This is a genomic window from uncultured Porphyromonas sp., assembly GCF_902489635.1.
In the GTDB taxonomy this organism is placed as follows: Bacteria; Bacteroidota; Bacteroidia; order Bacteroidales; family Porphyromonadaceae; genus Porphyromonas.
Window position 1 is genome coordinate 1 of record NZ_CABUAN010000014.1, and the last position, 20,500, is coordinate 20,500.

General features: G+C 53.0%; 14 protein-coding genes. All 14 read left to right on the forward strand.

Going from position 1 to position 20,500, the window contains the following annotated elements:
* The first annotated feature begins 257 nt into the window (after positions 1 to 257).
* The 14 genes from RDM37_RS04080 (at position 258) to RDM37_RS04145 (ending at position 20,480) form a co-directional block, all read left to right on the forward strand.
* Entirely contained in the window at positions 258 to 2,717 is a 2,460-nt protein-coding gene (locus RDM37_RS04080) for a carboxypeptidase-like regulatory domain-containing protein (RefSeq protein ID WP_308555229.1), read from the forward strand.
* Between the two features lie 314 nt (positions 2,718 to 3,031).
* Positions 3,032 to 4,951 (forward strand): molecular chaperone DnaK, encoded by a 1,920-nt coding sequence (gene dnaK / locus RDM37_RS04085; RefSeq protein WP_308555231.1) that lies wholly within the window; start codon positions 3,032 to 3,034, stop codon positions 4,949 to 4,951.
* A gap of 689 nt (positions 4,952 to 5,640) precedes the next feature.
* Positions 5,641 to 6,069 carry a Fur family transcriptional regulator gene (locus RDM37_RS04090; protein WP_298887550.1) on the forward strand — a complete coding sequence of 143 codons (429 nt, stop codon included), beginning with the start codon at positions 5,641 to 5,643 and terminating at the stop codon, positions 6,067 to 6,069.
* A 343-nt stretch (positions 6,070 to 6,412) separates the two neighbouring features.
* Positions 6,413 to 7,300, forward strand: a complete 888-nt coding sequence (locus RDM37_RS04095; protein WP_308555234.1) for a nucleoside phosphorylase — start codon at positions 6,413 to 6,415, stop codon at positions 7,298 to 7,300.
* A gap of 224 nt (positions 7,301 to 7,524) precedes the next feature.
* A complete protein-coding gene (locus tag RDM37_RS04100) occupies positions 7,525 to 7,848 on the forward strand; it encodes a YtxH domain-containing protein (RefSeq protein WP_299369093.1) in 324 nt (107 codons plus the stop codon).
* A 166-nt stretch (positions 7,849 to 8,014) separates the two neighbouring features.
* The gene (locus tag RDM37_RS04105) at positions 8,015 to 8,482 is read left to right on the forward strand and encodes a hypothetical protein (RefSeq protein ID WP_308555236.1); all 468 of its coding nucleotides are present in this window, start codon (positions 8,015 to 8,017) and stop codon (positions 8,480 to 8,482) included.
* A gap of 14 nt (positions 8,483 to 8,496) precedes the next feature.
* Positions 8,497 to 8,937: a hypothetical protein gene (locus tag RDM37_RS04110; protein WP_308555238.1), complete on the forward strand. Its 441-nt coding sequence runs from the start codon at positions 8,497 to 8,499 to the stop codon at positions 8,935 to 8,937.
* A gap of 222 nt (positions 8,938 to 9,159) precedes the next feature.
* On the forward strand, positions 9,160 to 9,849 hold the full coding sequence (locus RDM37_RS04115; protein WP_308555240.1) for a hypothetical protein: 690 nt from the start codon (positions 9,160 to 9,162) through the stop codon (positions 9,847 to 9,849).
* Positions 9,850 to 9,858: 9 nt separating this feature from the next.
* The gene (locus RDM37_RS04120; protein ID WP_308555242.1) at positions 9,859 to 10,779 is read left to right on the forward strand and encodes a hypothetical protein; all 921 of its coding nucleotides are present in this window, start codon (positions 9,859 to 9,861) and stop codon (positions 10,777 to 10,779) included.
* Positions 10,776 to 12,197, forward strand: coding sequence for a TolC family protein (locus tag RDM37_RS04125; protein WP_308555244.1), 1,422 nt, complete (start codon positions 10,776 to 10,778; stop codon positions 12,195 to 12,197). The genes RDM37_RS04120 and RDM37_RS04125 overlap by 4 nt, the downstream gene beginning before the upstream one ends.
* Positions 12,198 to 12,232: 35 nt before the next feature.
* A complete protein-coding gene (locus RDM37_RS04130) occupies positions 12,233 to 14,356 on the forward strand; it encodes an AAA family ATPase (protein ID WP_308555246.1) in 2,124 nt (707 codons plus the stop codon).
* The gene (locus RDM37_RS04135; RefSeq protein ID WP_308555248.1) at positions 14,353 to 15,867 is read left to right on the forward strand and encodes a hypothetical protein; all 1,515 of its coding nucleotides are present in this window, start codon (positions 14,353 to 14,355) and stop codon (positions 15,865 to 15,867) included. Before RDM37_RS04130 ends, RDM37_RS04135 begins: the two co-directional genes overlap by 4 nt.
* Before the next feature lie 577 nt (positions 15,868 to 16,444).
* Complete coding sequence (locus RDM37_RS04140) at positions 16,445 to 18,919, forward strand: hypothetical protein (RefSeq protein ID WP_308555250.1); 2,475 nt, start codon at positions 16,445 to 16,447, stop codon at positions 18,917 to 18,919.
* A 25-nt stretch (positions 18,920 to 18,944) separates the two neighbouring features.
* Positions 18,945 to 20,480: a hypothetical protein gene (locus tag RDM37_RS04145; RefSeq protein WP_308555252.1), complete on the forward strand. Its 1,536-nt coding sequence runs from the start codon at positions 18,945 to 18,947 to the stop codon at positions 20,478 to 20,480.
* Positions 20,481 to 20,500: the final 20 nt, after the last annotated feature.

The following is a 20,500-nucleotide window of genomic DNA, read 5'->3' on the forward strand; positions in this document are numbered from 1 at the left end:
TTCATCCTTTCTGCAAAGTCTGGACAATCTTGCAGGCAAGATTGTGAGACTGTTGACTTTTGCAACAGTCTCATGTCAGGAGATGCCCTCCCTAGGAGCCGCATTTCCCCCAAAAGTGCTGTTCCAAACTGATGGGAAGTTTTCGTTCCACCCCGCTTGGGAGATTTTCGTCCCTCCCTTGGGATTTGTTCGTCCCGACAGTTTGCACACCCTATTCATGGCGCATAGCTTGCGACTTTTGTCTACCTTTGTAAGCGATGAGATCACTTTACCACATCGTCTTACTGCTCTGCCTCCTACTACAGGGTAGCGTGCTGGCTCTACACAGTCAGACGACCGACACGACGGCTGTCGCGACGCCCCGCCGCGTGGCGCTCACAGGTTACGTCTTAGATCGTGACCGTGAGCCGATCGAGTTTGCCTCGGTACGTGTCGAGGGGACGGCTATCGGCACCTGGAGTGACTTGACGGGTGCTTACCGCTTGGAACTGACCCCGACGACCGACAGCGTGGTGGTCACCTACAGTTCTATCGGTTATCAGACGGTGCGCCAAGTGTACCCGCAGGGTATCTCACGAGACATGCACTTTAACCCGATGCTGGGTGAGAGTGCTACCGCTTTGGCTACCGTGACAGTGCGGGGCGAGGCGCGTCCGCCCAGTATGGAGCGGATCACGACACAGACGCTCGCCATGGAGGCTTCGCCGACACGTAGCATCGAGTCGATGGTGGCGACCTATGCGGGGGTCACGCAGCACAACGAGCTGAGCACGCAGTACAATGTACGTGGGGGTAGCTTCGATGAGAACCTCGTCTACGTCAACGGTATCGAGGTGTACCGTCCGCTATTGGTGCGCTCAGCCGAACAAGAGGGCTTGAGCTTTGTCAATACCGATCTGGTGGAGCGGGTTTATTTTTCGGCGGGAGCCTTCGATGCGCACTATGGCGACCGGCTTTCTTCGGTCCTAGACATACAATATAAACGTCCCACGAAGCTGGAGGGAGCTGTCACCCTTGGCTTGATGAATAATAGTCTCTACGTGGGGGGCAAGCATGGGCGTTTTACCCATGTCACAGGCATCCGCACGCGTACCACGCAGCAGCTGCTCTCTAAGATGGAGACCCGCGGGGAGTACAACCCTTTCTATGCGGATGCGCAGACCTATCTGACCTACACCTTTAATGATCGCTGGCGCATCGAGGGCATCGGCTACTACTCCTGGACACAGTACCGCTTTCGTCCGCAGCAGCGTGAGACGACTGTTGGCTCCCTGCAAAATGCGAAGCACTTTACCGTCTACTTCGACGGACAGGAGCGGGATCGCTTCTCCACCCTCTTTGGAGCCTTGACGCTACACTGGCGTCCCAGCAGTCGAGGCGCGCACAGGCTAGATCTGAGCCTCTACAACAGCCACGAGCGGGAGAGCTACGACATTACGGGCGCTTACTATCTGCAGAAGGAGGCTGACCCGACGACTGGAGGCGAGGAGCAGGAACTCCTCGCCACGGGTGTCAACCATGAGCATGCCCGCAACCTACTCCGCTACTCGGTCGCGGCACTCGCTTATAGTGGCAATCAGCGTCTGAACGATACGCATCGCCTTATGTGGGGTGCGGAGCTACGAGGCGAGCAGATAGCGGACTACATCTCTGAGTGGGTCAAGCTCGACTCGGCTGGCTATAACCTGCCGCGCGACCCCGATCTGATCAAGATGCAGAGCAATCTCTACTCCAACGTCTCGCTACGCTCGGCACGTGCCTCGCTCTACCTGCAAGATGAGATGCAGTGGCAAACGCCCTCGGGAAGCTATCACCTGACGGCTGGCGTGCGGGGAAGCTTCTGGTCGTTCAATAAGAAGGCGGACTTCTCGCCTCGTCTAGTTGCTTCGTGGCGACCGAAGGAGCTGTCCGACCTCTTGGTGAGAGCAGCTGGAGGACTTTACTACCAGAGCCCCTTTTACAAGGAGATACGTATCATCGAGGCTGACGCTATGGGCAATCAGTCGGTACTGCTCAATGATCAGGTGCGTTCGCAAGGATCCGCACAAGCCTTGGTCGGTGTGGACTACAACTTCCTCGTGGGGGGACGCAAGTTTCGCCTCACCGCCGAGGGCTACTACAAGCATCTCTTTCGCATCAATCCCTACTATGTGGACAATGTCAAGCAGCGTTACCTAGGTCAGAACCTGGGCACCGGCTACATCGTGGGGCTAGATGTCAAGCTCTTTGGAGAGTTTGTTCCCGACGTCGACTCGTGGCTTACCGCCTCGCTGATGCGTGGCCGGCAGACCATCGAGGGGTATGGTGAGATGCCACTACCACACGTGCCAGACTACAACTTGTCACTCTTCTTCCAGGACTACTTCCCCGGCTACAAGCGAATCACGCTCAGCTTGCGCGGCGTGCTAACGGGAGGACTTCCACAGCTCAATGCTGCCGAAGGCTTTGGACGCCCCCTTTTCCGTGGCACGGCTTACAAGCGAGTCGACATCGGTATGCAGTACACGCTGTGGGATCGTGCTGAGGCAAAGCCTGGTGCGTGGCGCTGGCTACAAGCACTTAGCAAGGTCTCGATCGGGGTGAATGTCTTCAACCTCTTTGACATGACCAACATCGGCTCTTACTACTGGCTCTCGGACGCTTACCGCAACCAGTACGCCGTGCCCAACTACCTGACGGGACGCCAGTACGACGCCTCGCTCATCGTCCGCTTCTGATTCGCTGAGGAATAACGTAACGAGTAGCCCGTTGTAGGGACGCACGGTCGTGCGTCCGTTGTATCAAAGCAAAACAAGTATTGACACCGTAACCTTTAACGAGGACGGACGCACGACCGTGCGTCCCTACAACGGGTTACTCGTCTCGTATATTTCCCGCTTGGACTTGGTGGCACTTTGACATAATGTCGCAAGGAATAGTTTTGTGGCACAGTGTTTGATACCTATGTGATGTAAGCGTCTGACCTACGGACGAACCGGGTCAGCCGACTAGAGACATTAACAAATAAGAAATCAACAAACAACACAATACTATGGGTAAGATAATTGGTATAGACTTAGGAACTACAAATTCATGTGTAGCAGTCATGGAGGGTGGCGAGAGTAAGGTCATCCCCAACAGCGAGGGACGTATGACAACTCCCTCAGTAGTAGCATTCGTAGAGGGCGGTGAGCGCAAGGTGGGTGACCCCGCTAAGCGTCAGGCTATCACGAACCCGACGAATACGATCTACTCGATCAAGCGCTTCATGGGTGAGACCTATGAGCAGATAGAGAAGGAGGCTGAGCGCGTCCCCTTTAAGGTGGTCAAGGGTGATAACGACACCCCACGTGTAGACATCGACGGACGTCTCTACACGCCACAGGAGATCTCGGCGATGATCCTTCAGAAGATGAAGAAGACGGCTGAGGACTACCTCGGCACAGAGGTCACCGATGCGGTGATCACGGTGCCCGCATACTTCAACGACTCACAGCGTCAGGCTACTAAGGAGGCTGGCGAGATCGCTGGACTCAAGGTGCGTCGTATCGTCAACGAGCCTACGGCTGCTTCGCTAGCTTACGGCCTTGACAAGAAGGGCTCCGATATGAAGATCGCAGTCTTCGACCTCGGTGGTGGTACGTTTGATATCTCTATCCTAGAGCTAGGTGATGGGGTCTTTGAGGTGAAGTCCACAAATGGTGATACGCACCTAGGTGGTGATGACTTTGACCATGTGATCATCGACTGGCTCGCTGAGGAGTTTATGAAGGACGAGGGTATCGATCCCCGCAAGGACAATATGGCACTCCAGCGTCTCAAGGATGCTGCTGAGCGTGCTAAGATAGAGCTCTCAAGCTCGACCTCGACGGAGATCAACCTACCTTACCTGATCCCTGTAGATGGTATCGCTAAGCACCTCGTTCGTACGCTGACACGTGCTAAGTTTGAGCAGCTAGCAGACAAGCTGATCCACGCTTGTGTAGCTCCTTGTGAGCAGGCACTCAAGGATGCAGGTCTCACGGCGAGCGACATCAATGAGGTGATCCTCGTAGGTGGCTCGACACGTATCCCCGCTATCCAGGAGATCGTCAAGAAGACCTTTAACCAGGAACCCTCTAAGGGTGTGAACCCCGACGAGGTCGTCGCTTGCGGTGCAGCTATCCAGGGTGCTGTCCTAACGGGCGAGGTAAAGGATGTCCTACTCCTCGATGTGACTCCTCTGTCACTCGGTCTGGAGACGATGGGCGGTGTAATGACTCGTCTGATCGACGCGAATACGACGATCCCAACGAAGAAGAGTCAGATCTTTACCACAGCTGTGGACAACCAACCTTCAGTAGAGATCCACGTCCTACAAGGTGAGCGTTCGCTTGCTAAGGATAATAAGAGTATCGGTCGCTTTAACCTAGATGGTATCGCACCGGCACCTCGCCAGACACCGCAGATTGAGGTCACCTTTGACATTGATGCGAATGGTATCCTCAACGTCACGGCGGTCGACAAGGCTACGGGCAAGCAGCAGAACATCCGCATCGAGGCTTCGAGCGGTCTGAGCGATGACGAGATCAAGCGTATGAAGCAGGAGGCTGAGGCAAATGCTAAGGCTGACGAGGAGGCTAAGGCTCGTATCGACAAGCTCAACCAGGCAGACAGCATGATCTTCTCTACGGAGAAGCAGCTCAAGGAACTGGGCGACAAGATCCCTGCTGACAAGAAGGCTCCGATCGAGGCAGCTCTGGAAGATCTGCGCAAGGCGCACAAGGCGGAGGATATCCCCGCTATCGACAAGGCTATGGAGGAGCTGAACACGGCCTTCCACGCAGCTACCGAGCAGATGTACAATCAGGCTAACGCTCAGCAGCAGGCTGGTCCTCAGCCAGGTGCTAACGCACAGCCTAATGACAACTCCTCTGCAAAGGGCAACGACTCTGGCGATGTAGCTGACGCAGACTTTGAGGAGATCAAGTAATCTCCGATCCCTTACTAAACAAGCGGGTGGGTCAACGATGGTTGGCTCACCCGCTTGTTTTGTTAGAGATTAGAAGTTAGAGGTGGGTAGCTAGTGGCACTAGTGCTTCTAGTAGGCCTAGTACTCCTAGAGTCTAATCTCTAATTACATATCTTTACAGGGAAATTCGTCCGATTCCCTCCTTTCTCGAATATCCACGTGGAAATACTCAAATCTCCACGTGGATATTTTTCTTTTTCCACGTGGGCGTGATTCATTTCCTCCGAAGTTTCATTTCATTCCTCCGAAGTTTCATTTCATTCCTCCGAAGAATTTTTTCTTTCCCACGTGGAGATTTCGAAATATCCACGTGGAAATCAGTTTTCCCTGGCACAGCACCGTGTCGATATGTAGTCGGCTCTAAATTATTGTAACAAGCCAGCGTCTAATTTGCCCATACAGGGCTGACGCATCATAATCGCTCTGTCAGGAGCTACTCATTAGCGACAAAAGGTCCGTGCGCTCATTCTATATAATGCGTCAACCATGGATTGGCTGTTGGCTGTTAGCTATTGGCTGTTAGCTATCGGAACCATCGGAGCTATCAGAGTGATCGGATCTCTAATCTCTAACTTCTAATCCCTAATTTCTAATCTCTAATTTCGTACCTTTGGGGCGACAGATCTTCACAGCAAAAGAGCTTCTAAGCGATGACAAGACATGATGACTTAGCAGAGTACTTCAAGCAAAAGGGAGTACGGACCACGGCAAACCGCATCTTGGTGCTGCGCGCCTTGATGGCAGCGACGCAGCCGATGAGTCTCAACGAACTGGAGACGACGCTCTACCCGATGGATAAGTCGAGCATATCACGGGTGCTGACGCTCTTTCTGGCTCATGACATCGTCCACGCCTTTGAGGACGGGCGAGGGGTGTGCAACTATGAGCTCTGCGCCAGCGACGGCGTCTGCCTCGGCGAGGATGAGCACATACACTTCTACTGCGAGCGGTGCCAGCACTCCTACTGCATGGAGACGCTAGAGGTGCCTCCACTGCGCCTGCCCAAGGGGTACAGTGCCCATGCCATCTCCTTCGTCATCAAGGGCATCTGCCCTCACTGTCAGAACAAGAGGTCGTAAGACAAGCACCGACGTGTGACAATGCTCAAATGAGCCTGTTGCATAAAGGCGAATCGCTGTGTTGCTTTCGGAATTCAGCTTCGGTCACATACGGATGTATGCTCCCTTCAGACCTCACCCTCAGCGCCTTGCGCTTCATCCTTTCTGCAAAGTCAGGACAATCTTGCGAGCAAGATTGTGAGACTGTTGACTTTGCAACAGTCTCCAAATAGTAATTAGTAGCTCCCTACCCAGGGCTACACGTAAGATTTGCGGGATGTAGAGATTTTCGAGAAGAGGAGGAGATGTGCTGGAGTTTTTGTATTTTTGGAGAGTCATCATTTACTACAAACGAAATACAGCTATGAGTACACAGAACCGCATCATACCTCCCAGCGAACTGATCGTCAATGACGATGGCTCGATTTTTCACCTTCATCTGAAGCCTGAGCAACTGGCTGACAAGATAGTCCTCTGTGGCGATCCAGCGCGTGTGGATATGATCGCCTCGCACTTTGACTCGCAGGAGTGCTCGGTGAGCAATCGTGAGTTTCACTCCATCACGGGTACCTATCGTGGCAAGCGGATCACCGTGCAGAGCCACGGCATCGGCTGTGACAACATTGAGATCGTCATCAACGAGCTAGACGCACTCGCCAATATCGACTTAGCGACTCGTCAAGTACGTCCTAACCACCGCAAGCTGACGATGGTACGTGTGGGAACCAGTGGCGGTCTACAACCCGAGACGCCAATAGGCACTTATGTCGCAGCACACAAGGCGATCGGCTTCGAGGGGTCGCTCTTTTTCTACGCTAATACGGAGTCGATACGTGACCTACCCTTTGAGGCTGCACTCAAGGAGCAGCTGCAGTGGCCTATCAAGGGGCTCGACCCCTACGTGGTCAACTGTAGCGAGTCGCTCTACCAGCAGATCGTCGGCAACTATGGGGACATCGTGCCTGGCTGTACGATCGCTGCCAACGGATTTTACGCGCCTCAGGGACGACAGCTACGTCTGCCACTTGCTGACCCAACGCTAAATCAGAAGATCGAGGCCTTTGAGTATGAGGGGCAGCGCATCACCAACTTTGAGATGGAGTCGGCAGCTCTCAGCGGTATCGGTAGCCTCCTCGGGCACGACACGCTGACCGTCTGCTACATCATCGCAGGGCGTCAGAACCTGAATATGAACACCAACTACAAGCAAGGCATCGACGGACTCATCGAGCTAGTCTTAGAGCGTATCTAACAACAAGTAGAAGTAGCGTTTAACTGAAGGTTAATCTGCCCATTCGCTTGTCGTATGACTATTTTTTCGTACCTTTAGAGTGTCAAGGTTATTTCTCCTGCTTTTGCCCTTAATAGTCGTAGGAGTAAGGGAATACATCGAGACACGCTCTAGATCGTCAATGCGATTTAGAAACTGCATAAGCAAGAACAAATTATATTCACAAAATAAATAACAGAACAGATATGAACAACACAGGACGTATAGCATTAGGCATTGCTCTCGGTGCTGCTATCGGTGCAGCCATCACTTACCTCTCAGATCGCGACAAGCGTGATCGTCTCTATGACGACCTCAGCACGACGGCCGATCGCACACGCGACTCGCTCGTAGAGGGGTACTATGAGGCAAAGGACAAGTTCGAGACCTATCGCGATAAGCTACAAAAGCGTGGCGCAAAGTTTGCCGAGGAGGTCGAGGAGCAGTTCGACGAGACTGTAGACAAGGCTAAGGAGACAGCCAGCAAAGCTAAAGAGACTGTCGAGGAGGCTAAGAAGGCTGTCAAGTAAGCTCTCAAGCTGAGACAATCTCCATTGAGTAATACAGACTCAATATAACTAAAAGGGTAGCACGCTCATCTGCACAAAGAGACCGCTCTGGTCACTTACGACAGATGAGTACGCTACCCTTTTGTTTTCTATCCTCTGACCTCTAACATCTAACTTCTATCCCCCTATGGAAGACTTCAAGATATCTCGTTTTATCTATCACACCAAGGAGTACCTCAAGGCGTATGCTCGCCGAGCAGTCTACTCGAGTACCGATGCGGGTATGAAGCTCGCCGGTAATCTCCTCACGATACTTCTAGTATTATTGCTAATGCCTTTCTTGATGATCCTCCTACTCTTCGCAGGAGTAGCGGGCATCAACACATGGCTAGAGCTGGGCTGGGGGTGGAGCTTCCTCATAGGTGCTGGAGTCTTACTACTGCTAGTAGTCATCACGCTGTTACTGCGCAAAGTCATCGTGCGTGCCATCAGTATCAGCATCTATCGCAAGGTACACGACTCGCTGAATAAGCTCGATGATAAGCTACGCCCACAGCCGATGACATCCGATGGAGAAGACGCTAGCTACACCACTAAGGAGGCCGAAGAAACGATCACCCCTATCGATGAAGCACCCAACACAAGAACCCGCTAACCTGACCATCTAATATGAAGAAAAGAGTATCCTATAAAGACTTCCAGAGACGTCAGAAACTTGCCGAGGCCGATCTAGTGATCGCTGAGCGCACCTGGCAGAGAGAGCTGGGGTATATCAAAGGGCTGGGTATCAAAAAAACACTTATCAATGAGGTAAAAGAGCAGATCGCGCCTCCAGGCTCTCTACTCGGTCGCCTGCTCACACCATCCACACGTAAGCAGCGGCGCAAGGGAAACTCCCTACTCTCTAAGCTGACGGGAGGCTCTAAGCAATCGACCTACAGCTCTCTGACACAGAGCGATCAAGAAGGAGCAGCGACTCACGGAGTGACACGGCGCATCTTCGGCACCGCGATGTCTCTAGCCAAGCCCATCCTATGGACCGTAGGGCTTGGCATGGCCAAGGGATTTCTCCGCAGGAAGTTTAAGCCTCTTCGCTTCATCCTCCGCTAAGAAGCTCTCTAAACATCGTTATCCCCTTCATCTGACTTCCAGCTTCGCTCCTGTCAGCCTTAGACGTTTCTTTCTTAGAGACGCTAGTGCCACAAGAGGTCTCGATCGCTTATTTCATTATCTTTGCGGGGCGTAGCGAGAGGCGCGACATCCCAATGGGTGTGTGTTGCCGTCCCGCCGTAGGTTAAGTTTTTCTTCGCGTGGCACTATTTCTGAAGCTTTATGCACCTCAAAAGTAGATATCTTCTTATTCTATTGCTGGCACTCGCTTGTCGTCCGCTCGTAGCGCAGGAGCGAGCCGAGCTAGAGCAGCTTTACCAGCCTATCCTCGAGCGCCCGCTAGGCGTAGCTCCCGCCATCAGCGACAGCGCATGGGAGCAACTCATACAGAAAGCACTAGACGCCCCCGAGACCACCGTCACCCTACAAACCAAAGCACAGGAGTCTCTGGAGATGCGGATCGACAAGGCACATCTCCGTTGCACGATCTCTGTAGCGGGTCTACTCACCTACGAGCTACTACGCGCTCCCTGGCGCACGCAGGGCGAGCGACCCATACTACAGATCACGACCCTCGAGCAGCCTTATCGTGTGAGTCAGCTCACGGCCTTTCTGCCCAAGCAAGAGAAGCAGTGGGAGCTAGACGCTACCATCCCATACACAGACTGGCTCATACATTCCGAGGAAAAAGAACCCGTGCCCTCTAAAGCTCTTTCGTCATCACTAACCGAGATGCCCGTCGTGCTAACCTTTACCACGGAACAAGGCAGACGAAAGGTCCGGATCAGTGCCACTCCCTCTCTAGAGGGCTGGACCACAAAGGAGGAGACCAAGCGCATCGAGCAACTTATCAGCACATCGCCCCAATCCTATCAATTGACACGACGGGGCATCTTGAAAAGAATCAAGTAAGACCACCCCATGGCTAAACTAGATAATAAGCATATCAAGTATATCATCGCTGGAGCTGCCCTCGTGGTGCTCCTCGTCATCGTTGGTGCATGGATATATATAAGGAGTGAGCGACAGCAGATGCAGAGCGAGCAGAGCGAGCTGGTCGACATGGAGAAGCAGCGCATGCAGCAAGAGCTGGATGAGCTAGCAGCGCAGTATCAGCTTCAGTACGAGAAGCTCGCCTCAGCGTCGGGCGAGACAAGTCTCTCCTTTGACAATGACGAGCTACTCGCTCAGCTGGAGAGCGAGCAGGAGCGTGTCAAGCAGCTAAGCCAAGAGCTAGCCACCGTCAAGGCATCCAACGCCAAGCGCATCAGTGAGCTAACGGGCGAGATCAATACGCTCCGTGCCTTACTTCGCAGCTACATCGTACAGATCGACTCACTCAATGCGACCAATGAGCGACTCGTAGCCGAGAATCAACAAGTCAAGGAAGACTACTCACGCATCAGCAGCGAAGCCTCACGACTCTCGCAAGAGAAGGCCGCACTATCCGACCAAGTCGCCATAGCAGCCCGCCTAGACATTTCTGGGCTCACAGTCTCTCCGCTCAACAGCCGAGGCAAACGCACCTCACGCATTGACAAAGTGGAGACGCTGGCGGTATCTTTTACGATCAAAAAGAATGTCACCGCTCCCGTCGGCAACAAAGCGATCTACGTACGCATCCTCAACCCCAACGATATGCCGATGAGCGGCTCTGGCGAAGCCTTTAGCTTCGAGGGGCAGACCCTCCAGGCGACAGCCTCCAAGAGCATCGAGTACACAGGCGAGGATACCCCCGTCACCATCTACTATCAGATTACGCAGGCACTCCTCTCAGGGAGCTACCGTGCAGACGTTTTTGCCGATGGACATCGCATCGGACACACTACCTTTACCCTATGATGAAAGCTCTATCGACACCCCTACGAGGATTACTCGCACTCGTCCTCAGTTGCATACTCACTGGCTCGCTTCTTGCTCAGACGGAGCCACTCACGCTGTCACTACACGACTGCTTCCGCTACCACCGAGAGAGCCCCGTACCATCGGCACAGCTAGAAGCACAGCGACAAGCAGCCCACGCCACACGGCTCAAAGCTCAGAGCAACTTCTTCCCGCAAGTCTCTCTCTCAGGCGGATGGCTCTACACACCAGCCAAGCTTAAGCCCTTCTCCGTCGACCTCTCCTCCTGGCTTCCACCCATGCAGATGCCCAACCTACCAGGAGTGCCTTCTCTAAGCGAAGCTCAGTCTTGGCTCGATGACAAGATGAGCCTCGAGCTAGGACACATCTTCTACGGCTCTCTCTCGCTACGTCAGCCCATCTTCGCCGGTGGACGCATCTACAACGGGGTACGCCTAGCCCAAATCGGCGAGCAAGCAGCCGAGTACCAGTGGACTATCCAGCAGCGTGGCGAGGAGGAGCAGATCGCCAAAACCTATTGGCAGGCAGTACAGCTACAGGAGCAGCTCAAGGCGATTACGCAGTTCAACGACATGCTAGACAAAACGCTCGCGGACGTCTCAGCCATGAAGGAGCAAGGAGTCGTAGCTGATCGTGAGGTGGTCTCCGTACGAGTCAACCGCAACAACGCCAAGCTCCAGGAGGGCAAGCTACGAGAAGGCTTGCAGGCACTGCTCATCCTACTCAAGCATCAGTGCCGTATTCCAGCGGAGCAAGCCATAGAGCTTACTCCCGACTTCACGCTCACCAGCCAGCAACCGATCGATCCATGCCAACCCAAGCTATATAGCACGGTCAATCCGATGGAGCGTGTCGAGCTCAAAGCAGCCAACCTCGCTGTCGAGGCGGAGCAGCGACGCGCTAAGATGGCTCTCGGCGAGATGCTCCCCGAGGTAGGCTTCACGGCACAGCTACTCACCATGTCGCCCAATCCTATGGATGGCTTTAAGAAGCAGTTTGGCTCCACTTGGATGGTTGGCGTAGCCGTTCAGATCCCCATCACCGGCATCTACCAAGGTTGGCAGAGTCGCTCGGCAGCACTTGCTAGCCAGCAGGTACGTCAGCTAGAGCTACAAGACGCTGAGCGTGCCATCCAGATGCAAAACGAGCAAGCCTCACGGCAGCTCACCGAGGCACTCGCACGCTACGCCGAGACGGAGCAGATCCGCACCGACGCACAGCTCAACCTCGACCTCTCGACCGAGGGACACAAGGAGGGCGTCGTCACACTCGAGACGCTCTCGCTAGCACAGCGCAACTGGCTCGAGTCGGAGATGCAGTACATCGAGACTTTCGTCGCCGTGCGCCTAGCGCAGGTCGCTGTCAATGTCGCCACCGGACAGTCCCTCGACCTTTAGCCCTCCACATAGTAACCGAGCAACCGCAGAGTCCTATGATATTGACGACAGAGCAAGCGCGAGCATTGGAAGAGATGAAGAGCTTTGTCGCCACTCCTCAAGAAAACATCTTCATCTTAAAGGGCTATGCAGGTACTGGTAAGACCACCCTACTGAGCGTCTTGCTAGACTACTTAGATAGTCAGCGTATCTCATACGACTTGATGGCTCCTACAGGAAGAGCTGCCAAGGTGATGCGAGATAAGCTCAAGCGGGGTGCATCCACCATTCACTCTCGGATCTATGACTTTGAGGCAGTAGAGGTCAAGGATAAAGAAAAGGATACATCTCGACGGCTCTACTACGCTGTCGGTGAGGCTAGGTATGGCAGTGTCATCATTGTCGACGAGGGATCGATGGTCCCCATAAAGAAGCAGCTGGATGAGATCTACGTCATGGGGAGTGGCTCCCTACTAGAGGACATATTGACCTATGCGGGTGTACGAAGTCATCGGGCTAAGATTATCTTTGTCGGTGATCCAGCACAGTTGCCCCCAGTAGGCGAAAACGAGCCGATAGCACTGCAGCGAGAGACCTTCGGGAGTAGAGGGCTACGCGTCAAGGAGTCGTGGCTCCGTGGGGTGGTGCGGCAAGCCAGTGGCTCTCTCATCTTAGCAAACGCTACTCAGATGCGACGCTTCATCGAGGAGGGGCATGGAGTAGTCATGCCCGAGTATGATGACCACTCATTCCAGCGCGTAGAGGCTTTAGACCTGTTGTCATGCTACTTTCGGCTCTTTCCTAAGAACAATCTGAACAATGGTCCGATCATCGTCTACAGCAATCGAAGCTGTCTCGAGCTCAATCAAGCCATCCGAAAGAGGTACTTCCCCAACCACCCTAACGTCACAGCGGGCGATAAGCTACTCGTCGTAAAGAACAACCAGCTCCACAATCTAGTCAACGGAGACTTTGTCAAGGTCGTTTGTGCCTCTCCTACGACAGAGTCCTATACCATTTCCCTTAAAGAAGGGAATGTCACCCTAACCTTTAGAGATTTACAGATTAAGACCGATGAAGGGGTCTATCAGGTCAAGATCCTCGACGACCTGCTCTCCTCGCCCCAAGCAAGTATCACCTCATCAGAGGGCAAAGCTCTCTTTGAAAAAGCTCGACGAGATGCTTACTTTCACCTGAGAAAGGCTAAAGAGGCTAAAGATTCTAAAGAGCCTAAAGCTCCTATTTTCGAAGAAGAGTATCAGCGATTCATGCGTACAGACAAGTACTTCAACGCGCTGCACTGCAAGTATGGATACGCCGTGACCTGCCACAAGTCTCAGGGTGGAGAGTGGGACACCGTCTTGGTCGACTACGAGGGTCGCAACCAAATCTCTGTCGATGCCATGCGCTGGGCCTATACAGCCACCACTAGAGCAAGTCAGCATTGCATTGTGACCAATCCGCCCCAGATTAGTGAATCGGCATGCTACAAAGGTGTGCAGGCAACCAATGCCCTCTCCAAGCCACCTACATTGCCCCTCGTCTCCACCAGCCAGAAGAGCGGAGGTGATGACGATGTAGATCTCGACATCCTGCTGCAGGGACGCACGACTGCACCAATGCCAGAAGTTCAGCGGATGTTTGCTACCCTCTCACGTGCCCTAGCTCACATAGGTTATGAGATCATCTCGACAAAAGCCATGCAATACCAAGAGCGATACACGATTCGCTCGAAGGAGGGAGGCGGTCCCGTTGAGATATCGGGCTTTTACAACAAGCATGGCGCCTTCAGGCAAGGCTTTAAGATCACAGCTGGTGTAGTATCACCCGAGCAGCGTGCGATCCTCGACCCACTACTAGCCTCTCCAGAGTACTCTGCTGCACCTACCCCGCAGCAAGAGCAAGTAGTCTACACCCCCTCCAGCACTGCTTACGAGTTAGCTTATGGTGTCGTCTCGCGGGCATCGGAGCGGAGTGGCGTCTCTATCAGAGCTATCCAGGAGTACCCAGCACAGTACTACGTCCGGTACTACCTAGCCACGGCAGAGTCGCCAGACGCCTATTTGGATTGCTTTTGCAATGCTAAGGGCTATCTCACGAAGATCATACCTTATCTATATGAGTCCGATGGCTCTGGCCGATTTGATCTATTTCTTAGCGAGATAAAGGAAACCTTATGAATGCTCAAACAATCACCGCCCTACGCAAAGAGGGTAAAGTTGACGAGGCGTATCAGCTAAGCAAGGAAATGCTTTCGGCGGGAACTACCGACTCGGCTGTCATCTCCGCCTTCTCGTGGGTTTTGTGGCAAAAGATGAAGCAGCTCTCACAGGATAGCTCGGCTCTCCCCGACTTCATAGGCTACCTCACAGAGCTCGCCATGCTCAATCTAGAGAATACGGAGTTCAACTTCACGCTCTTCGACACCCTGCGTACGAACATCGCTAAGCTCGCCACCGAACTTTGCAGGGACAAGGAGAAGTCGCCAGCCATCTTAAGCCACGAGCTAGACAGTCTCTTCCAGGTCTTCAGTCTTATGCCCATGAGGCACTTCAATGAGTACCGGAGCTTCTTCATCAAGAGCTTTGCAGACAAGCGTTGGTCCTCTATACTTGACTTTGCCACATGGATCGGCTGGGACAACCTTGATGACACAGAGTACCAGTCCACAAGGTACAATGGGTATCTCATCCCCTCAGCAGCCGAGAGCCTGACGAATGCCATCTGCCTACAGCTACTGAACAAAGAGTCGCCCGCCCACAGCCATCTACCTGAGTACCTACCACTGCTCGAGACACTGGCCGAGGAGCGAGGGCGGGACTTTCAGTTCATCCGCTACTACGTCGTACAGATGATGCTAGGCGTAGGCGGTTATAGCGTCGACCAGATGATCCACTTCTACACCCCCTTTATCAAGGCAAAGGGGAGCAATGCGTGGGTCTGGGAGCTACTAGCCGACATTTATGCCTCTGCAAACGATGTGCCCCTGACGCTTGCGAGTCTCTGCAAAGGAGCCTTGCAGCGAGGAGACGAAAAGTTCAAAGTCTCCATCCACACCAAGATGGCAAGCATCTTTGCACACGACCGATACAAGCGATACCGAGAGGCTAGCCAAGAGGTCCATCTCATCTTATCCGTCTATCGTGCGAATGGCTGGAATAAGCCTCCCCGCGAGATCGTACAGATGTCGCAACAACCATGGTACCAAGAGCCACAAGGCTCCCAGGGCAATCGTGCACTCTACAAGCAGTATGCAGACTACCTAGATGAGCAGTTCAGAGGCCCCAAAAAGGTCTTCGTCATCACCGACTACAATCCCACTAAGAAGATCTGCGTCTTCACCGCTACCGATCGAGAGCGCGGGCACTTTATCTCCTCGCAGCAGCTCAAGGTCGGAGGTGTGTACCAGGGCTTCTATGAGTCCCCTAAGAAGCCAGGAGGATTCGTCCGTATGGAGGCCCTGGAAGCCCTAGAGGGCACAGCGTATCCCCAGCTCGTGCGGCGCATCTCAGGGACACTCCACTTACATCCCAAGGGCTTTGGCTTTATCAACAATGACTTCGTCTCCCCAGCCCTAGTCCGTCAGGAGCAGCTGGTAGATGGTCAGACTTATGACGCCCTCAGCGTACTCTCTTATGAGCGCAAGAAGGATACCTTCAAGTTTGCCATAGTGCGCATACTGAGAGACTGACCTAGACGAGCCACATACACCATAGAGAGCCCGAAGGAGCGCGACCATAGCGATTGATACGGTCGCGCTCCTTCTCTTTTACCCTCCCCTACGGATCTCTTGAATGCAACCGAGCACTACAACGAACTATTGCTATCTGGTAAAAGCTTTTTGAGGGGAGACGAGTAGATCGCCCTATAGAAATGAGCTAACTATCAGTGCCACTTGGGTGAAACTAGAGTTTCATAGGTGAGAAACTAAAGTTTCATAGGTGGGAAACTGGAGTTTCATACCTGTGGCACTAGAGTTTCATGGGTGAGAAACTAGAGTTTCATACGGAGGAAACTTTATTGGACTTTAAGAGGGGGCGATTTTCCCACGTGGCTTTTTGTAGACAGGGCGTTTTTGCTTCGAAGGACTTCACAAGTTTGTGAGATTTGCGATGTGCAGTCTTCTGAAGCTATTGCATTAGAGGAAATTATTGTCTATATTTGCGTTGTTGTTCTACACCTATAAAGTAGTGCCCTTAGACAGAGCTTTATAGCCTTGAAAAAGAACGATAAAGATGAATCTATGAACACTAAACAATAATAACGCTATGGGTTTGAAAACTACTACTTGGCAATCATTAATCAAGGCTCGACGAATGCTCATCGGGAGCTTACTGACAGCACTTGCGCTCATCCCATCTATGGGGGCTCTCAAGGCTCAGGAGCAGATCATGCTCGTCGCAGCCGCTGAGCAAAACCAGTGGAAGATCACGGTAGAGGCCGACACCGAAGTGTGGGCCGACTGGAATGGCAACGGACAGAAGGACGACAACGAACTCCTCACCTCCGGACAGCTAGCTGAGCAGACGACCGCTACGGCCACGCTCACTATTTATGGGGCGGTCAAGAAGCTCACTGCTCCGAACAACAACATTCAGAGGATAGACCTCGCACAGGCCACTTCGCTCACCGAAATTGACTTGTCGCACAACAACCTCGAGGAGATTGATGCGTCTGAGTGTGAGAGCCTCTCCGTGGTCAACATGAGCTACAATAAGTGCGAGTCGCCCGACTTCTCATACAATGAAGCACTCACAAAGCTAGACTGTAGCTACAATGAGGGCATGAGTGGGCTAGATCTACCGGATGGACTCAAGGAGCTCAGATGCAACAACGGAGCCCTCACCTCCCTATCTCTCTCCTCTCTCTCTCAGCTCACACTCCTAGACTGCTCGGCAAACCCGTTTCAGTCTATAGACCTGTCTCAAAACACAGCTCTTCAGTACCTCTACCTACGAGGCCTCGACCAGATACCTCAATTCGCTGGTGGGCTACAGATATCTAACCTGACTAACCTGGTAGAGCTTGACTTCTCGGGATCTACGTTTACCTATGTAGAGCTTCCACCATTGTCTGAGAACTTGAAGATCTTCAACTGTAGCAATACCAAGCTAGACATCTTCAATGTGGCTGGCTGCCCCAATCTTGAGGAGCTCTACGCTAGTGGCTCTCTGATCCTGACGCTAGACATATCTGAAAATAACAACCTCAAGAAGCTCGTCTGCAACAAGACTCAGCTTAAGACGCTAAAAATGCCTAAAGCTCCGCAGCTGGAGTACATCGACATATACAATAACCACTTGCTCCTCGAAGGCATCAAGAAGTTTGCCCAGGAGCTCAATGATCGCACGGGCCTCTCTGAGGGTACCCTCATACTAATCGATAGCTACGAAAAGAGCGAGCTCAACCCCTACGACGACGAGACGCTACACGCTATCATGGACAAGAACTGGGCTCCCTACGACTACAAAGCTGGTGAGAAGGGTGGTCTCAATCCTCTCAGACCATCTGACATGCCGCTCTCTCCATACGTCACAGACCAGCCCAAGATCGTCCTAACGAGTGACGCCACCTCAGGCCAGTGGGATCTGCAGATCGAGATGAGAAACGACGAAGACAAGAAGTCCGTCTGGATCGATCGAAATGAGAATGGGGAGTACGACGAGGGCGAGGAGGTTACAGACTTCAACAAGAGCCTACACTTCCCGCACGAGGCTAAGGTCATCACGGTATATGGTAATGTACAGAACTTCTTCTGCTATGTCAACAGCCTCACAGCTCTCGACATATCCCAGTGCCCAGACCTAGAGATACTAGACGCCTCTGACAATAAGCTCACAACGATAGACCTAAGCAAAAACGGTCAGCTCAGAGCACTCACACTACATGGTAACATGCTTACGGAGGTGGATCTGTCGCACACGCCACACCTCTTCCGATTCTACTGCAACAAGAACAAGCTCACCCAGCTAGACCTCTCCAAGACTCCTGATCTGGTACAGCTCAGATGCGGTAGAAACGAGCTGACCCAGCTAGACGTCTCGATGCTTACGCAGCTCAAATACTTCGACTGCACGGGCAATAAGCTCACAACGCTCGACCTAACGCACTCAGAGGACTTGACGAACCTCCTTTGCGCAGACAACCAGCTCACATCTCTAGACCTAAAGGCATGCGCCGACCTTGAGGAGCTCACCTGCTACAACAACAAGATCGCCTCTGCTATCGACTTCACCAACTGCAAAGTCATTAGAGAGGTAAGCCTCTTTGGTAATCAGATCCAGAGCAAGGAGATGCTACAGACCGTCAGCTCACTGCCGCAGAATGAGCAGGCTGAGAAGAAGGCGTTTTATGGTATCGACACGACCCTAGAGCCTAAGGACGGCAACGTAGTCACCAAGAAGGCTGTAGCAACGCTTGCCGAGAAGGGCTGGATCTGCTACGACTTCCAGAATGGTGCCAATGGTGGTAAGAACGAGTACATAGGCTCTGACGATGTAGCTATTGACTCGCCAGTAGCTCACGCTGAGCAGATCATTTACCTCAGCAACTCTCAGGAGCTACTGATCCCGACATGCTACACAAGCGTAGCTATATATGATGCCACGGGTACACTCATCCGCTCTCTAGAGGGTGCTAGCCGCGTAGACCTCTCTGAGCTACCTGCTGGACTATATGTCGTGACGGGCGTTGCTGCCGACAGCACGAGCGCAAGCACCGCTATGACGCTTGTCAAGGAATAACACAACGCTGCCTACGACTAATACAATGAATATAGTACGCAACTTCTGGGCATTAGCCCTACTACTCTCTGTGGCTCTCCTGCCACAGAGAGCCTTCTCGCAAGACGTGCAGGGACTCCCTAAGATGGAGCTACAGGTCATACCTCAGAACGCTCTATCGATGATCATCACCGTAGGCGACAAGGAGGCAACTATATATGTCGACGAGCATCAAGGATCTCTCGTCCCGCACAAGGTGCCCGCTGGCGAGGACTATACGCTCATCATCTCCTCTGGGACTAATGAGGCGACGATCTATGGCGAGCTCGTCTCGGCCAAGATAATGGACCAAAAGATTTTCCAGATAGCAGTCGACGGCATGAAGTCTCTAGAGGAGCTATCGGCTTTTTCATGTGGACTTAACGACCTATCTCTCAAGGGGTGCGACCGCCTCAGGGCTCTCTACCTGATGCAAAACAATCTCTCCGAGCTCTCTCTGGCCGAGACGCCAGCGCTCCAAGAGCTCAACGTCGGGTACAACGTACTCCGTGAGCTAGACTGCTCGCATTGCCCCAACCTGCTCAAGCTCATCTGTAGCAAGAATGATCTCACCAAGGTCAATATCTCTGGATGCACTAAGCTCAACGAGATAAACGTACAGATGAATAAGAAGCTCACCACACTCGACCTCTCCTCTTGCAAAGCACTGATGGGGCTAACCTGCGCTAGCACAGGGATCACAGATATTGACGTCTCTGGATGTGAGAATCTCACCTTCATAGATACCGCCTTCTCTCCCGTCCAGAGACTTAAGGCGCGTGGTTGTAAGAACCTCCAGACGCTCAGCTGCTATCAAAACGATCTCTACAACATAGATCTCAAGGGATGCGAGCGTCTGGACAAGCTGACGCTACAGCACAACCCTAACCTGGGTCTCCTAGACATCAGCACACTCTCAAGTCTCGTCACGCTACTCTGCTCTGACTGCGGACTAAAAGAGATCAAGATCGGTGACCTGCCTAGCCTCGAGGAGTTCTACGGCTTTGACAATAAGCTCGTCGCGCTCGACTTCTCTGGAGCTCCCAACCTCCGTGAGCTACAGTGCGACAACAATCAGCTTCAGTCTCTACAGCTAGCCTCCTCTATGCCCATGCTAGAGCTGATCTCGGCTGTCAAGAACAAGCTATCGGCCTGCGCTATCGACAGCATCTGCGTAGCTCTCCCCGAGAAGGAGCAGGGCGGACAGCTCCGCATTGCAGCCAATCCAGGTGCTGAGACGAGTAAGACTTACTTCGCTGCTGACAAGGGCTGGACGATAGACATCCTCGGCGATGGCACTGGATGTAGCATCAATGTCGGCGTAGAGCCTGTAGGTAGCACCGAGAGCCTCTGCCTTGTTGACGAGACAGGCATCACCCTGCTCTCTGAGAGCACACAGGCTGACGTAGCTCTGTACACCATGGAGGGCGAGACACTCTATCGCTTCGCAGCTCAGGAGTCACGTCCCACACACCTCACACTACCCTCTGGGCGTTATCTGCTTAGAGTCGGCGAGATGACTCGTCTCGTCATCATACCCTAATCACCCAGTAAGTATATCAA

Excerpts from the sequence above, each read along its gene's own strand:
- RDM37_RS04115 (WP_308555240.1), top strand. The coding sequence starts at position 9,160 with ATGCACCTCAAAAGTAGATATCTTCTTATTCTATTGCTGGCACTCGCT.
- RDM37_RS04125 (WP_308555244.1), top strand. The coding sequence starts at position 10,776 with ATGATGAAAGCTCTATCGACACCCCTACGAGGATTACTCGCACTCGTC.
- RDM37_RS04105 (WP_308555236.1), top strand. The coding sequence starts at position 8,015 with ATGGAAGACTTCAAGATATCTCGTTTTATCTATCACACCAAGGAGTAC.
- RDM37_RS04130 (WP_308555246.1), top strand. The coding sequence starts at position 12,233 with ATGATATTGACGACAGAGCAAGCGCGAGCATTGGAAGAGATGAAGAGC.
- RDM37_RS04095 (WP_308555234.1), top strand. The coding sequence starts at position 6,413 with ATGAGTACACAGAACCGCATCATACCTCCCAGCGAACTGATCGTCAAT.
- RDM37_RS04140 (WP_308555250.1), top strand. The coding sequence starts at position 16,445 with ATGGGTTTGAAAACTACTACTTGGCAATCATTAATCAAGGCTCGACGA.
- RDM37_RS04080 (WP_308555229.1), top strand. The coding sequence starts at position 258 with ATGAGATCACTTTACCACATCGTCTTACTGCTCTGCCTCCTACTACAG.
- RDM37_RS04090 (WP_298887550.1), top strand. The coding sequence starts at position 5,641 with ATGACAAGACATGATGACTTAGCAGAGTACTTCAAGCAAAAGGGAGTA.
- dnaK (WP_308555231.1), top strand. The coding sequence starts at position 3,032 with ATGGGTAAGATAATTGGTATAGACTTAGGAACTACAAATTCATGTGTA.
- RDM37_RS04145 (WP_308555252.1), top strand. The coding sequence starts at position 18,945 with ATGAATATAGTACGCAACTTCTGGGCATTAGCCCTACTACTCTCTGTG.
- RDM37_RS04100 (WP_299369093.1), top strand. The coding sequence starts at position 7,525 with ATGAACAACACAGGACGTATAGCATTAGGCATTGCTCTCGGTGCTGCT.
- RDM37_RS04110 (WP_308555238.1), top strand. The coding sequence starts at position 8,497 with ATGAAGAAAAGAGTATCCTATAAAGACTTCCAGAGACGTCAGAAACTT.
- RDM37_RS04135 (WP_308555248.1), top strand. The coding sequence starts at position 14,353 with ATGAATGCTCAAACAATCACCGCCCTACGCAAAGAGGGTAAAGTTGAC.
- RDM37_RS04120 (WP_308555242.1), top strand. The coding sequence starts at position 9,859 with ATGGCTAAACTAGATAATAAGCATATCAAGTATATCATCGCTGGAGCT.